Here is a 13,930-nt window from a genome sequence, read left to right on the forward strand (position 1 = left end):
AATCGTTACCTTGGACTTTCTTCGTGCGTTTGCTCGCTGGTCTGCTTTACTTATTGTTGAGGGTGTGACTTAGCCCTCATGGTTTGATTTGCTCAGAGAGATTTGGAGGTTCTCGCGCTCTGTTGATACTTAAGCAAAGGGAGAGGCAAGATGAATCAATGGATCATGAGAGGTTTGGTTGCAGTACTAGCCTGCATGAGTTCGGTTGGCGGGGCTGCTGACGATATAGAGTGCGACACAAAAGTAGGGGGAGAGTATCAGTGCGTTTTCAATTCCGATACTGCGCCTTTTTATCGCATGTCATTTTCGCCAATTTATACAAATGACTACGAGATACTCCTTTACCCGCTGTCAGTCGCAGATGCATGCAATGCGAAAAAGGGCGGTCTAGCCCTGCCGCGGAATTCATACTATTTGCAAACTGGGGACTTTGACGCCCAGAGTTCTAAAGAAAGGGTAGTGCATGTCTATCAGGTGACATTGAGTCCGGGCAATCGCAGCCAGAAAGATGCACTGGAGGCGAGAAAAAGGTTCTTTGCTGGACCAATGAAACTATGTCTACAGGGAGCGAACAGAGTAAATCCATCATCCTACTATCGTGTCGGAGGCTTCGATACTGGGGTTCTGGTATTGCCATTTAAATTGCGAAGCGGAGATATTTACGGCGACTCATCTATTGGTCCTTATATGGGGTATCGCTACAATAAAACTCAGTACCTATTTAGCTTAGGGTTGACTCAAGTTTCGGTCTCAGAAGTTGGGACAAAGGATGTTGAAACTAAGAGTGGCATCACGTTCGCATTGGGAGTGAGCCGCGAAATAGCTAAGAACTGGGAGATTGGTTTCGTAGCTGGTGTTGATCACTTGTCTGGTGATGTTGGCAAAAATTGGGAGTATCAGGATGAGCCTTGGGTGGCCTTCAGTATTGGTTTCAACTTCACAAGGGATAAATAGGCTCTTCATCGTAATATTTGTCTCCCTGCTGGCCCTGGGAGCTTCGGCAAAAGAGTATGGAGATGTTGTCGTCTCTGAGGTGAGAACCATCTACGATGGTGACACCTTTCGAGCCAATATCAATGGCTGGCCTGCTGTTGTTGGAGAGAGCATGTCGATCAGGATTAAGGGTATAGATACTCCCGAATTACGCGGTAAATGCCAGTCAGAGAAGGAGGCCGCGAGATTGGCGAAGCAGTACAGTGTGGCGAAGCTGAGGGCGGCAAATCGCGTTGAATTAAAAGCAATTGAGAGAGGCAAGTATTTTCGCTTGCTAGCGGATGTTTGGGTTGATGACGAAAACCTCGGCGAAGCCCTGATATCGGCAGGCCATGCTGTCAGATATGGTGGGGGTAAAAAGAAGGATTGGTGTACTTGAGTGCACAGTCAACTTTGGCGATATGCTTTGTGCCCATTTAGAACTATGACCACAGTGGTGCGGATATCGCCGCCATGAATACTACCCAGGGCAGCCCAAATTGGGACGCTGCCGGCAAAGTAATAGCATTCTTTATATAGAGGCAGGCCAGCATGAGCTTTCCTGCGATACCGCTTATATGGAGCTCTTGCGTTTTAAAGTCAGACTCTGATTTTGGTTTGTACCTGAACACGACTTTCTTCTCCATCGGTGATCTCGAGTCGATGCCGTAGCCCATTTCCGGGCTAAATTCCTTCACATCCAAAGAGCTTTCTCTCAACGCATGACGAATGTAGAGCTTCACGGCCACAGATTTCTCCGACTTCGATAGCTCTTGGCTCATCTTTGCCGAGAGCATTCCACGCGAAAGTTGGGCCCAGCGAATGGCAAACCATAGAAGGAAGCACCAAGCCGATATGGCAAGAACCTCAGGTCGCTCGAATATGATGTTGACCATAGGGAGCTTGAGGGAGGGGCCGTCTAATTGCCCTTGGCCACCAAAATACAGGATAAATGCGAATGACATCGCGAGAAGATTTCGCCTTGCCGCTTCGGGAGTTCCTTCATCTATACCCAATTTTATGCGCTCCTTGCTGAAGTAGTTCCGAGAGGTTTTCGTGAGATATGCTGGTTGTAGCGGCGCATAAATTCAACAATTTTTGCCACATCGACGGTGGCATATCGAGGTATATGGCGGCATAACTCATTGATTTTTTTGGGATATGGGGTTATGTGAGTCTATGGTGGCTTGGCTGTGCAGGTTCGAATCCTGCCGTTCCGACCATATTTAAAGGGCCGCTTCAGCGGCCCTTTTTCATTTTTAGACTGTTATTTTATTTAATCCGGCTTGCTGCATAGCATGCTGTTCTAACGATGCCCCTTATCCTGCATATACTCGGTCAGTAACTGACTGATTCAATACGCCATTCAAGCAAGTTGCCACCTCCAATCAGCTGCTTTTCACATAACGCAGGCTTTTGTGATTTGAATCACTATAATCAATACGTATAAACGCGTATTATCCGCCTATAACACAAATAAAGCAGAACGTAGATTCTGTTCGCGGAAAAACAAAAAATGTCTGGAGGACATGCTGTGAAAACTCTATCAATGAAACAACTGTCATTAGCGGCAGCCATCGCGGCTGCATCATCACTCTCAAGTGCTGGCCCTTTGGCGCCAATTATCGAACCGCTTGCTGAAGGCTTGGCGGGAACGCCGCTCGACGCAATCATCGCGCCGTTAAACGAAATCGATTCTCAGCTCTCAGCGCTCGATGGTGGTGGCGATAATCCTCTGCAGCCGATCCTGGATCAATTGCAGGGCGGCGGTAGTGGCGGTGACAACCCCTTGCAGCCCATTTTGGACCAGCTTCAGGGCGGTGGTGAAAACCCTCTTGCGCCATACGCATTGCAGCTGACGAAGACGGTTGACGACTTGGCCAATGACTTGGCGGGCAAGGACGGAACCGTAGACGCAGTGACTGATGTCGTTGATACCCTGGCAACCGACCCAACCGCCGTTCAAGCGAGTGTGGAAGCCATTCCACCGACACTGGAAGTGCTGTTTGCACATCTGCAAGAGAACTTGATGGGATTTGCGCCGGAGGGCGGCAGTGACGGTGGCGACAACCCGCTTCAGCCTCTGCTTGATCAGCTTCAGGGTGGTGGAGAGGGCGACAACCCGCTGCAGCCCCTTGTTGACCAATTTGAGAGCGCCGCAGCTGGCGGTGAGGGCGGTGAAAGTGATAACCCTCTTCAGCCAGTATTAGATGTACTGCCTATCCCCGCGCCATCTGAGGGCGGTGATAGCGACTCTGAGCCCAGTGCATTGCCGCTTTCACTAGCGTTTTCTTTCGAGTCAGCGGCTTTCAGCTTTTCATTCGGGTTTGACGGCCAAGAGCCGGTATTTGAATTGCCAACACCTTAACGAGGCGTGTTGACCTGATATAGTAGAGCCGGTTTCCTTAGGGAGCCGGCTTTTTTACTTTCAAGTTTCAGCTAGCTATATCACAATAACGCATAATATAAATTTGGGTCATGTTCCGGCAGATAGGCATCGACACTTGAATTTTCGGGCATTTATACAATCCTTCCTTATCGGCTTGCTCATGGCAGCGCCGATTGCGCAGGCACAGTTGATTTCGGTCGATGTACTGGGTATCGGGGTGGATGTTACCGTGCCAGGAGCCGGTAGCGGCGAAGATGATATTTCGGTGTTGTCGCTAGATGTTTTGAGCGACGATGCGGTGTTAGGGGCCGGAATCGCCGGGCAAGACATCCTTTTGCTGGGAGCGCCAGCGTCTCCTCTTGAAGTAGAGGGAGGGGGGAACGCTTTAGCACCCTTACTCGATAATTTGGGCGGTGAGAGCTCGGTTATTGAATTCCTGCAAGACACCGCCGGAGACGGCGACATTATTCCTGAAGTGCTTACCATAGAGCTTTCCGACGACACGCAAGCGAGTGACGAGGGGGCGAGGGTTGATGGTAATCGCGCAAAAAAGCCCTTAGCGCGGTCCGCTGCTGCGGCGCAGTGCCGTGATGCGGATCGCGACAGTGTATGTGACGAAGTAGATCTCTGCCCAAACTCGCCTGCTGAGGCGATTGTATTGCCCTCGGGTTGCCATTTCGAAGCCGGGCGTACACTGCGTCTCGTCGGGGTGAGCTTTGCCAGTGATACCGCTTTGCTCGACGCTTCTTCTGCGGCTACCCTCAGGCAGGCCGCCAATATCCTGAATTCACAGCGCTTTAAGAAAATTGAAATTGAGGTTGTCGGCCACACCGACGACCGCGGTGATGATGATTATAATATGCGCCTGTCTTTAGAGCGTGCTCAGGCCGTGGTACGTTTTCTCGCTGCCGAAGGTGTTGAGGTGCAGCGTTTGCAGGCAGTTGGCTTCGGTGAAAGACAGCCAAAGGTAAGTGTTGAGGGTTTGAGCGGACGTGACTTGGCCCAGGCTCGCGCAGAGAATAGACGTGTCGAGATGCGAGCGGCAAAGAACAGCGTCGAATCTGATGCTCGCTAAAGGTTAAGGACTTTGTATGGCAATTGATTTACCCCCAGTCATTCCTCCCCAAGCGTCCACTGCTGAGCGGATCGTGCAGTACAGTTCTGCACGTGAAGACGCGGTGTACGAGGCAGAGGTGGCGGGCTATACGCTGCGGATAACTGGGAATCGTCACCTTAGCAAAGAGCAATTGGATATGCTGATGGCGGCGGCGAAAACGCCGGCTCAGGCGGTCAATGCGCTAAACCAGTCATACCATCACCTGGGACACCTGTTAACGACGATCTATTTCGCCCAGCGCGACGAGACAATTTTTGTCCATGTTATCAACGGCACGTTGGCCGATATAAAAGCGCCGGAGGGGATCAAAGAGCATTTTTCGTCCTTGATTGGCGATAGCGACCTTCATCGCAGTGAATTCGATACAAAGCGCGTGTTAGCGAATTTAAAAAGTGACCGCGCAGGTCTCGACTATGGCATAAGCTATCAGGTCTCCGGGGACCCCAATGCCTTAACCATGGTATTCAGCGAGCGTGAAAAAGCTGACCATGATGCGACGGTGTTAAGCCTTTCCGCTAACAATTATGGCAATCGTTTTTTAGGACGCTATTTCGGTGGTGTCTCGGCTAAACATGATTTCGCCAATGGCCTCCATTTACAGTTTTTGTACGACCGAGCACTCACGGAACTCGGTGAGGTCAATGGTGGTGATTACTACGATGGCTATACGTTTCGGCTGAACTACCCGAGCCAATGGGGGCTTTATGGCATCGAAGCGCGCCATATCGAGTATGCGCGCTTTGCTGACGCCTTGGTGACTACCGCAAATGACCCTTTGCTCAGTCTGGGTACGTGTGACATTGCGCTGTTGTGCGCGCTACTCGGCGGTACAGGCACGTCGATAAACATTGGCGGTGGCGGCACCACGACAACGTCTGAAGAGGTGTACTTAGAGCATCGCACGCAATCCGCAGCGCTTACCGGCGAGCAGGTTTTGATGAGCGATAGCCTTTACCGCTTGACGCTCACCGAACGCGTGGAATACATCGATTCCACTATTGATCTGCGCGGCGGTGGGGCACTGTTGGACGAGCCCCAAACCAACCTTGAATTGGGTCTTAAGTTTAACCGCTTATTGCGTTTAGCAGGTTTTCCTAGCCGGTTAACAGCGCAGGCATTCATCGATTTTGGCTTGAAGTCAGACAGCGGCACCTTTGCCACAGACGACCGTCAAGGCGTGGTGTTCATCGGCAGAAGAACAAGTGAGTTTACTATCTTTAAGCCCCGTTTCTCGCTGCAATCTGCCGTGGTTGATTGGGCGAATCTAACGGCGAGTTTCACAGGCCAGTACTCCGATGGCAGCCAATTACCGCTACAGCAGCAATACTATTTGGGAGGTAGCAACGGTTTAGCGGCCTACCTTCCAGGGGTGCTGGTGGGTGATTCGGGTCACTATGCGAAGTTGAGCTTTGAATCTAACCCACTGCCTTTCATGGGCTTGGAAATAAAGCCGTCTGTGTTCATCGAGCAAGGTTGGGTTTGGTACGAAGATGCACGCGGTGACGCCGGTGATACAAGAATGATTAGCGACGCAGGCTTCGCCTTAAAAGCTAGCTATAAGGACTATTTGAGCAGCGAGTTTGTGGTGGCCCACCCGATCGATGATGAAAATATCAATCAGAGCTTACTCGATGCTGCCGAGGTCGACTTCTTTTGGCGGCTTAAAGTCAGCTATTAGACGGTGACGGGAAGAGCAGGGTGACAACACTGCCGCCTCGCTCGCGTGCGGCAAAACGTAGCTCGATGCCACAGCTGTCGGCAATGTCTCGCACTATGGCCAGCCCCAGGCCCTGGCCGTCGCCATATTGATCACCGCGTTTGCCGCGAATCATCATACTATCGATGTCTTCTTGTTCTAGGCCCTTGCCGTCATTTTCAATAAACAGTGCGACAGCGCCGTTTACCATCAGCTCGGCATAAACACATACCCGTGCATGACAGGCCTTACAGGCGTTATCGAGCAGATTGCCAAGTAATTCCATTAAATCCTGCTCGTCTACGGGCGCGGTTGTTTGGTCGTTGAGCGCGACCTCAGCAGTAAATGGCTTGGTGTGGTAAACCTTTTGCAGGGTGTGAATAAGCCTATCCACTAAGGGTTTAATCTGCGTTTTGGTGTGTAGTTGTTGCTGGCCGCTACTGACGGCCCTGCGCAGCTGGTAGCGAACAATATTATCCATTCTCTCGATTTGTTCGTTACGCTGAGTGTCGTCTAACTGGCCACTTTTTAGTACCGCAAGCGGGGTTTTCAAACTGTGCGCGAGGTCCCCCAGGGTATTGCGATAGCGCTCGCGCTGCCGGCGCTCTTTTTCGATCAGTTGATTGAGGTTGCTGGTGATAGCGGCCAGTTCACTGGGGTAGTTATCGCCGAGCCGCTCGGCCTGGCCTTTCTCCAGTAAACGCAGTTCTTTCGCCAGTCTGCGCAGTGGTTTTAAGCCCCAGTATTGGGTGACGGATATCAACAGCACAGAAAGAAAAGCAACGATGGTCATCCATATCGCCATCTGCCGGCGGAATTGCCTCTGCTCTCGAATGAGGTTTGTTTTTTCCGAGTACAGAGAAAAAACAATCGCCAGATCCTCATTTTCTTCCGTTTCCCACAGGGCGCGGTAGCGGTAATAGAGGAAGGGTTTTTGGTCGATGAGCGTTTCGCCGGTAAGGGCCTCGCCAGGCCGTGATATTTCGAAGTTGTTGGGTAGCGACAAGGTATCGGCGCTTAGCGATCGCCACAGCTGCTTACCGTCGGGAGATTGTATGTCCGCGTATAGCCCGGAGCGAAATTGCCAGAAATCAGGCTCCTTGAGCCGATCATCAGTGCGAAAGCCATCTTCTTCATTCCACTCAACGGCTCCCAATAGAGAAAAGAATTGGGCTTGGAGTCGGTTTTCCTCGGCTTTCAGCAAACTACTCAGATAAGCGCGGTCAATAGCAGCGGCGGTCAAACCCAGTAGCAGGGGCATAGCAATGATCATCGAGATGATGAGCCGACGGCTAATTGAGGAGCGGCGCGTCGCCATTATTGTTGCGAGTCCTCTCCCAGCTCGAAGCGATAACCGCGGCCACGAAGCGTGCTGATGGGCTTGAGCTCGCCAGTTGGGTCAATTTTCTTTCGCAGTCTGGCGATAAATACCTCTATAACGTTGCTGTCGCGATCAAAGTCTTGATCATACAGGTGCTCCGTGAGCTCCGTTTTAGAGACGACTTGCCCGCTGCGCATTGCCAGGTATTCCAGCGCATTGTACTCAAAGGTGGTGAGCTCTAGTTTACGTCCGGCGACGGTAGCCGATTTGGCAGCGGTATCAATTTGTAGTGCACCAAAACTGATGCGCGGGCTGGCAAACCCGGCTGAGCGTCGAATCAAGGCATTTGCGCGTGCCAATACCTCCTCGATCTGAAAGGGCTTTGCAACGTAGTCATCTGCGCCGGATTCTAGGCCCTTTACTTTGTCTTGCCAGCTGTCTCTCGCTGTTAAAATGAGTACAGGAAAGTCTCTGGCATCTTCACGCCAGTGCCCGACGACGCTAATGCCATCTAGCTTGGGTAGGCCTATATCAACGATGGCAAGGTCGTAGGGGTGCTCCCTTCCCAGGAACAGGGCTTCTTCTCCGTCACTGCAGGCGTCGCAGGCAAAGCCCGATGCCGTGAATTGCTCGACAAGCTGGGCTTGCAACAGAGACTCGTCTTCAACGATTAATACACGCACCTGAGCTACCTTTGATCGATGATGACGTTTTTGACCTTGCCATTTTTTTGCAATATGCGCACGCGGTAGGCACTGCCGTTAACGGTTTGAATTTTTTTAGCGCCGACGGCGCGGCCGCCGTAGCGCCGTTCAGCAATTGAGATCGCCTCACTCGCGCTAATCAGTGGCTGATTTCGTCGCGGGTCCAAGGCGTTGCGCGGCGAAACACCTAGTGCCCCTCGGCCGTTATTAATGCCTTTTTCCAGCAAACCGCTACTGTAGCTGTTTATTGAAATAAGCATGCCGAAAACGATTGCGGCAAGGGTTTTAAAACTATGTCGAAAATTCATAATGTCACTGGCTTTGCGGGTTAGCGTGGCCGTTCGGGGGCTGACTCAGTATGCATAGGTTACCGTAGTCAACTCAATTTGTTCAGTGTCTTTGTTCGGTAGTCCTGTCAGACACTTGCAGTTTGGGGGGACTAGGCTTAACTTTCGCTGAACCGCTTTGTTCAGCGTCAACCAATAAGGAGAATAGTGTGAAACTTTATACCTTTGATCCCGCGCCAAACCCCAGGCGGGTGAGCCTGATGTTAAAACATAAGGGCATCGACATTGATTCTGAACAGGTCGACCTGATGAAAGGCGAGCAGATGAGCGGTGAATACAGCAAAATTAACCCGCTGTGCACGGTGCCTGCTCTGCAACTCGATAATGGCGATACCCTGTGTGATGCCATTGCCATTTCGCTCTATATCGACGACCAGTTTCCCGAAAAGAGTGTATTCGGTGCGAATGCGTTAGAGCGTGCAAAAATTGTCGCTTGGTGTCAGCGTCTCTATGTTGATGGCTTGGCGGCTGTTGCAGAGGTGCTGCGCAACACTAACCCCGCGTTTAAAGACCGTGCGTTGCCCGGGCCGGTAGCCGTGCCGCAGATTGCTGAACTGGAAGAAAGGGGCAACCTTCGAATTACCGCTTTTTATCAAACAATGGAAAAAGAACTGCAGAATCGCCAGTATTTGGTGGGAGAGTCCTTAAGCCAAGCGGATATCGATCTCTATGCCGTACTCGGGTTCTGCAACTGGGTAAAACGCGATATTCCTGAAGATTGTCCGGTGCTGCGGGCGTGGTTCGATACCATGAAGCAGCACTTCGGTGAGTAAGTTAGCATAACAACCAGCCGGCTGATCTAGGTGCAAAGGCCTCCAGCCGGTTCACACCTCGCTGCACTTAAGACAGTTGGCTAGGCCGGATGGAGGATGTAGGCCATCGGCTGTTGGCGCAAAATAGTCATTTACCACCCGGAATGGCTAATATGAAAAGAATAATAGTTGCCGCTTTGAGTGTTTGTGCTCTCATGCTGTGCCAACAGGGCTATACCCAGCCGATTGCAAACCTGGACACCTCCACCACGAATCTGGTTACAAAGCCCCGCTGCAAAAACTGGCAGCCCGAACGGCAGTTACTTTTTGGTGATCTGCACGTACATACCAAGTACTCCCTGGATGCAAGTACTCAAGGTACTCGAACCTCTCCCGCCGATGCCTACCGTTTTGCAAAAGGTGGCCGTCTACCCGTTCAGCCCTGGCTCCCCGATGGCGAGGCGTTGAGAGAGTTGCAGCTAGAGAGACCTCTGGACTTCGCGGCCGTGACAGATCACGCCGAGTTATTTGGCGAGCGCGATATATGTTTGGACCCGTCACAACGCGGCTATGGTAGTTGGCAATGTCGTTTGTATCGCGGTTGGCCTCGCGGGGCATTTTTTCTGTTCAATACCAAAGCGGCCATGGCCGGTCGCTTAGGCTTTTGTGGTGAAGATGGCGAATACTGTCGACAGGCGGCCTTGCGCCCCTGGCAAGACATTCAAACCTCAGCTGAAGTGGCTTACGACCGCAGTGATGACTGTGAATTTACCTCTTTCGTGGCCTATGAGTGGACGGGGGCGGCCGAGAATCTCGCCAACCTCCATCGCAATATTATTTTTCGCAATGCCAGTGTGCCAGCGTTGCCGGTTTCCTTTATCGATGCCCCCAGTGCCCCACAACTATGGGATGGGCTTGATGCGCAATGTGGCAAAGCGAGCGCCCTCAAAAACTGTGAAGTGCTGGTGATTCCTCACAATAGTAATTTGAGTGATGGCTATATGTTTGCCTTGAACGAAGAGGGAAATAACGACCCAAGTAGAGAGGCGCAGAGAGCGCGTTTAGAGCGCGTTGTAGAAATTATGCAGCACAAGGGCAGTTCCGAGTGCTACTACGATCCGCTGCAATCTGAGGATGAGCTGTGCGGCTTCGAACAATTACCTTATGGCAGCTTTCGCAGTAAATTTCTCGGCAAGCTTTCCCCATCGTTAAGTGAACCGGCAGGGCCAAAATCCGGTTTTTTGCGCGAGGTATTGCGCGATGGCCTGGCGTACGCCAACTCCAGCGACTCGGGGCTCAATCCACTGGCTTTTGGCTTTATCGCCAGCAGCGACACCCACATTTCTGCGCCTGGAGCGGTGAGCGAGGAAGAATTCCTAGGGCATGGTGGGGCAGGTATGCCAGCGGGTGAAAGTGTGCCGCCGGGGTTGCCCGATGATATCGAGTTTAATCCGGGTGGTCTTGCGGCGGTATGGGCAGAAGAGAATAGTCGCGACGCCATTTTCGATGCCTTGCTAAGGCGCGAGGTCTATGCGACCAGTGGTCCGCGTATCGCCCTGAGAGTTTTTGCGGGCGAGGAACTCCCCAGCGATTTATGTGAGCGCACGGATTTTGCCAAAGTGGGTTATGAAAACGGTGTTCCCATGGGAGGGGAGCTCCAGCTTAATTCATCATCGGCCCCCCGTATTGCGGTGATGGCCGCAATGGACCCCGGCACAGCGAAGCGGCCTGGCTTACCGCTGCAAACTCTACAGATTGTAAAAGGCAGTGTTGATAGCGAAGGGCAGCGCTCAGAAACAGTGATTGATATTGCCAGCTCGGGAAAACCGGCGACCGTAGACATAAACAGCTGCCAAACGCAGGGTAGTGGCGCCGCGCAGCTGTGCTCGGTATGGCAGGATCCGGATTTCGACCCAGAGGCGCGCCATTACTACTACGCTCGCGCCGTCGAAGTGCCCCGTTGCCGGTGGAGTCAGCAGCTGTGCGTGGCGGCCGCAGTAGACTGCAGCCAGCCGGACACTATTTCACCCGGCTATGAAAGCTGCTGCCGTGATGATCACCGACGTCAAATACAAGAGCGAGCATGGAGCTCGCCTGTGTGGGTGACCACGCAGCAAGCTCCCTCTGGCAGCTAAGTGGAGTGCCTTATTCAAGGCTGCTTTTTGGGCGGCGCCGGATAGCGATCCATAACAATTAATGGGTGAAAGGCGAGCTCAATACCCTCTTGGATACGGCTGCTGTTCCCAAGGATTTTTTTACGGCGCACGAAGCCTTTCTGGCTCTTGCGAGAGTCGATCGCATGCAGCGTATCCAAACCACCGCGGCTGGCGAACAGCGGCTGCCCTTCGTTGCTGTAGAGAGTAATCACTAAGCTCGCGCCCTTGATCACTTGAGTCCAATTGAAATCAACTGGAACACTGGCGCTTGCGCCCTCTGTGGCAGGTTCGCGGGTAACGCCATACCAGCGGGCATAGTGTTTCATGCCCGTGCTGTGCTGCACGTCGTGAGCGATTAGATCAGTAAAGACGATCGCATCGATATCTTTATGTGCCTGCAGGCTCTGAAAGGTGCTGGCCATTACCTGCTGCCAGCCCTGTTGGTCGACTTTGCCCGTTGTGGGGTCGTAGAATTCACCGAAGTTTAGCAGGGCCTGCTGCCAGGCATTGTTGAATAAATGTTGAGGTGCGATCTCGAAGCCATTTTCTTGCAGGTAGTCCACCACCATCGAATCGATTTTCGTTACGCTGTCCCGTAACATGGAGCGGGTGGGTTCACCGGTGACATTGACACTGGCAACAATCACTTTTTTCACTGGTTTCGCAGCCATAGCGTCTTTGGCGATAAAGAAATCGAACACAGTGGGGTTGTAGCTCACGGAGCTGCAGGCACCGAGCAACAGTCCTGCTGCAGCAACTATCGGAAGCAAAATTCTCACAGTAACACCTATTTATTTGAATGCGCAGGCATTCTAGCAACCGGATCAGAGCATGAGAAGTGAAGTAAAAAATGCAGCGGCGGTGCTGCACAGCGAGTCGCGGGGTGAGGGGCCTACCGTCGTGCTATTGCACGGGCTATTTGGCTCGGCCAGCAATTTATTGACCCTGTCACGCCACTTGGAGCCCAACTATCGTGTCGTTCGCATGGATCTGCGCAACCATGGTAAGTCTCCTCACCGAGACTATATGGATATTCCCAGTATGGCTGAGGATGTGGCCAAAACCCTCGGCGAGCTGGCGGTGCAAAGTGCGGCGTTTCTGGGGCACTCTCTCGGTGGCAAGGTGGCGATGCAATTGGCGGCTTCTCAGCCCAACTTGGTAGAGAAACTTGTGGTCGCCGATATTGCACCGGTTCGCTATGGGCGCGGCCACGATGCCATTATTGAAGGTTTATTGGCCATGGACTTGCGCGCGCTGCGTAACCGAGAGCATGCCGACGAGCAGCTTCAAGCAGCCGTGCCCGAGCTGCCCATACGACAGTTCTTACTGAAAAACCTAGTGCGCGAAGGCGAGGGTTGGGCCTGGCGCATGAACCTTTCGGTAATTGCAGACTGCTACGATTTACTGCGTGATGCGCCCGCTGCAGAGCCCTATGCGGGGCCGACGCTATTTATCCGCGGAGAGAACTCTCGCTACATTATTGATGAGAACCGGGTGGGAATTATGAAGCAGTTTCCCGACAGTCGCATCGAAACCATAGCGGGAACAGGGCATTGGCTGCACGCCGAAAAGCCGCGTGAATTCAACGCCTTGGTGTCTGGCTTTTTGGCTGAGACCTAACATGATTGATGCCATTAGTGCGCAGCTATACGCAGAGCAACCCCAGGACACGCTTTACCATTACACGTCGTTGAGCGGCGTTTTGGGCATTCTGGGCAGCGGTGTACTGTGGGCCAGCGACATACGCTACATGAATGATTCTGCGGAGCTCAGGCATACCGCCGATTTGGTGAAGCGCGAGGTGGAGCTGCGAATTCGCCAAGGGCATGATCAGCCAGCGCTGCTAAATGCCTTTATCGATTGGGTGCAGCACCGTATTACCAATGGCCATATTTTATTTGGTGCTTCGTTTCGCTCCAATGGCAATTTACTGAGCCAATGGCGTGGGTATAGCTCTGTAGGTAAAGGCGCAAGTCTCGGCTTCAATGCTGCCTTTATTCGTCGCTGTGCGAGCAGCCAGAGCTTTAACCTGGGGCGCTGTGTCTATGCGCCGAGCGCGCAGCATAGTTTGATCGCAGAAATTATCGACGGTGTTGAACTGTTGGCCGGAGAAGGGGAGCAGAAGGATTTCCCGAGCTTATTTGCTCACCTGGAAACCGACTTACTGCGTATCGCCGCCATTTTGAAGCACCCCTCGTTTGAGGAAGAGCAGGAGTGGCGTTTGGTTTCGCCAGTAATTTCCAACTACCCCAATGCAGAGGTTTTCTTTCGAGAAGGAAGGAGCATGCTGGTGCCGTATATGAAGTTTGCACTGGCCTCATCAGAGGGTGAAGCAATGGCTCTCGATCATGTTTACTTGGGCCCCACGCCCAATATTAGTTTGTCGATGAACTCGCTGAAAATGTGCCTGCTGAAGCACGGTATTCAGCCAGCAGAGGGTATCGACTATTGCCAGATACCCTACCGCCAGCGCTAG

General features: G+C 52.4%; 14 protein-coding genes. 9 read left to right on the forward strand and 5 right to left on the reverse strand.

Annotation, left to right across the window (positions count from 1 at the left end; all coding sequences use genetic code 11):
• Nucleotides 1-150 precede the first annotated feature (150 nt).
• On the forward strand, nucleotides 151-954 hold the full coding sequence (locus B3K78_RS01755; RefSeq protein ID WP_286694088.1) for a hypothetical protein: 804 nt from the start codon (nucleotides 151-153) through the stop codon (nucleotides 952-954).
• Nucleotides 902-1,372: a thermonuclease family protein gene (locus B3K78_RS01760; protein WP_286694089.1), complete on the forward strand. Its 471-nt coding sequence runs from the start codon at nucleotides 902-904 to the stop codon at nucleotides 1,370-1,372. Before B3K78_RS01755 ends, B3K78_RS01760 begins: the two co-directional genes overlap by 53 nt.
• 43 nt (nucleotides 1,373-1,415) lie before the next feature.
• Here B3K78_RS01760 and B3K78_RS01765 read toward each other — a convergent pair whose 3' ends face one another.
• Nucleotides 1,416-1,988, reverse strand: coding sequence for a hypothetical protein (locus B3K78_RS01765; RefSeq protein ID WP_286694090.1), 573 nt, complete (start codon nucleotides 1,986-1,988; stop codon nucleotides 1,416-1,418).
• 518 nt (nucleotides 1,989-2,506) lie between these two features.
• On the opposite strand from B3K78_RS01765, the gene B3K78_RS01770 reads away from it, so the two are divergent.
• The 3 genes from B3K78_RS01770 (at nucleotide 2,507) to B3K78_RS01780 (ending at nucleotide 6,156) form a co-directional block, all read left to right on the forward strand.
• Nucleotides 2,507-3,340, forward strand: a complete 834-nt coding sequence (locus B3K78_RS01770) for a hypothetical protein (protein WP_286694091.1) — start codon at nucleotides 2,507-2,509, stop codon at nucleotides 3,338-3,340.
• Between the two features lie 181 nt (nucleotides 3,341-3,521).
• The gene (locus tag B3K78_RS01775) at nucleotides 3,522-4,436 is read left to right on the forward strand and encodes an OmpA family protein (protein WP_286694092.1); all 915 of its coding nucleotides are present in this window, start codon (nucleotides 3,522-3,524) and stop codon (nucleotides 4,434-4,436) included.
• A 16-nt stretch (nucleotides 4,437-4,452) separates the two neighbouring features.
• Nucleotides 4,453-6,156, forward strand: a complete 1,704-nt coding sequence (locus B3K78_RS01780; RefSeq protein WP_286694093.1) for a ShlB/FhaC/HecB family hemolysin secretion/activation protein — start codon at nucleotides 4,453-4,455, stop codon at nucleotides 6,154-6,156.
• Here B3K78_RS01780 and B3K78_RS01785 read toward each other — a convergent pair.
• Genes B3K78_RS01785 through B3K78_RS01795 form a run of 3 tightly spaced genes read right to left on the reverse strand, consistent with a single transcriptional unit; the run spans nucleotide 6,146 to nucleotide 8,507 of the window.
• Nucleotides 6,146-7,492: an ATP-binding protein gene (locus B3K78_RS01785; protein WP_286694094.1), complete on the reverse strand. Its 1,347-nt coding sequence runs from the start codon at nucleotides 7,490-7,492 to the stop codon at nucleotides 6,146-6,148. The two genes, B3K78_RS01780 and B3K78_RS01785, sit on opposite strands and share 11 nt — an antisense overlap.
• On the reverse strand, nucleotides 7,492-8,178 hold the full coding sequence (locus tag B3K78_RS01790) for a response regulator transcription factor (RefSeq protein ID WP_286694095.1): 687 nt from the start codon (nucleotides 8,176-8,178) through the stop codon (nucleotides 7,492-7,494). Before B3K78_RS01790 ends, B3K78_RS01785 begins: the two co-directional genes overlap by 1 nt.
• 5 nt (nucleotides 8,179-8,183) lie before the next feature.
• Nucleotides 8,184-8,507 carry a PepSY domain-containing protein gene (locus B3K78_RS01795; protein ID WP_204995565.1) on the reverse strand — a complete coding sequence of 108 codons (324 nt, stop codon included), beginning with the start codon at nucleotides 8,505-8,507 and terminating at the stop codon, nucleotides 8,184-8,186.
• A gap of 188 nt (nucleotides 8,508-8,695) precedes the next feature.
• Here B3K78_RS01795 and B3K78_RS01800 point away from each other — a divergent pair, with 188 nt between their 5' ends.
• Both B3K78_RS01800 and B3K78_RS01805 read left to right on the forward strand, forming a co-directional pair.
• Nucleotides 8,696-9,319, forward strand: a complete 624-nt coding sequence (locus B3K78_RS01800; protein WP_204995564.1) for a glutathione S-transferase family protein — start codon at nucleotides 8,696-8,698, stop codon at nucleotides 9,317-9,319.
• A 152-nt stretch (nucleotides 9,320-9,471) separates the two neighbouring features.
• Entirely contained in the window at nucleotides 9,472-11,433 is a 1,962-nt protein-coding gene (locus B3K78_RS01805; RefSeq protein WP_286694096.1) for a DUF3604 domain-containing protein, read from the forward strand.
• A 14-nt stretch (nucleotides 11,434-11,447) separates the two neighbouring features.
• Here B3K78_RS01805 and B3K78_RS01810 read toward each other — a convergent pair whose 3' ends face one another.
• A complete protein-coding gene (locus B3K78_RS01810; protein ID WP_286694097.1) occupies nucleotides 11,448-12,233 on the reverse strand; it encodes a hypothetical protein in 786 nt (261 codons plus the stop codon).
• 52 nt (nucleotides 12,234-12,285) lie between these two features.
• Here B3K78_RS01810 and B3K78_RS01815 point away from each other — a divergent pair, with 52 nt between their 5' ends.
• Nucleotides 12,286-13,074, forward strand: coding sequence for an alpha/beta fold hydrolase (locus tag B3K78_RS01815; RefSeq protein WP_286694098.1), 789 nt, complete (start codon nucleotides 12,286-12,288; stop codon nucleotides 13,072-13,074).
• A 1-nt stretch (nucleotide 13,075) separates the two neighbouring features.
• Entirely contained in the window at nucleotides 13,076-13,930 is an 855-nt protein-coding gene (locus B3K78_RS01820) for a DUF2971 domain-containing protein (protein ID WP_204995560.1), read from the forward strand.

Origin of the sequence: Spongiibacter sp. UBA1325, from assembly GCF_002306875.1 — a bacterium.
GTDB lineage: Bacteria > Pseudomonadota > Gammaproteobacteria > Pseudomonadales > Spongiibacteraceae > Spongiibacter > Spongiibacter marinus.